Source organism: Providencia sp. UF-224, from assembly GCF_058245955.1.
Genome location: NZ_JBSICC010000088.1, coordinates 1 through 833, shown reverse-complemented (window position 1 = coordinate 833; position 833 = coordinate 1). Strand labels below are relative to the sequence as shown.

General features: G+C 53.5%; 1 protein-coding gene. It reads left to right on the top strand.

Annotation, left to right across the window (positions count from 1 at the left end; all coding sequences use genetic code 11):
• Nucleotides 1-9: 9 nt before the first annotated feature.
• On the top strand, nucleotides 10-833 hold an 824-nt coding region (locus AC4IFO_RS22920), incomplete at its 3' end, for an ssDNA-binding domain-containing protein (protein WP_490737846.1).

Sequence of the window (833 nt, the reverse complement as noted above, 5' to 3'; positions counted from 1 at the left end):
ATTGCGATTGTGGCCAGTCAAGGACTGGGTAAAGCGCAGCGAGACGGGGTATTAGACGGTGTCACGATGGCGCAATCGCAAGGGCGTGAAGTGGCGGTGATGATCCTCGATGCGACCAGCGGTAAAGCCTTTGCCAATGATAATCGCTTTGCCACTGTGCCGAAAATGACTTTGGGTGATGGGCAACCACTAAGACCCAACAGTACCTTGGTGGTTGCCAATGCGGAAAAGCTGTCCTTGAAATCGGCCTTATCCCTACTGGAAAGCGCCCAATCTGCCAATGTGCAAGTGCTCATGATGGACAGCGGCGGGCGTAAAGGCACGGGGAATGTGCTGGCCACCTTACAAGATGCGGGGGTGCCACGTTTTCAGGGCGAGTCTTCCTCTATATTGACGGTAAAAACTGCGCATATCCCTGATAAAAATCATCGTTATGCGGCACTGGCGGCGGATTATGCACAGCTGCACAGCGACATGAAACCCGTGGTTGCGCAGGTCAGCGGAGTTCGGGAGCAAAAAATCGTGACTGACACTATCCGCCAAACGCTCACCGAACGCGGGATGCTCAGTGAAAAAACGGTGACGGTAACCCAGCTCAAACCCGTGTGGCTCGACAGCCATTCGCGCAAGCAAATTGACAGTTACCGCGAAGGGATGGTGATGGAGCGTTGGAATGCGGACAAGAAAGAGGTTGAGCGCTACACCATTGACCGCGTCACCCCTGAAACCCGTTCCGTTACCTTACTTGACAGTCAAGGGCAAAAACAGGTGATGAAACCGCAGCAATTTGATGGCCAATGGAGTGCGTATCAGCGTCAAACGATGGAAATCGC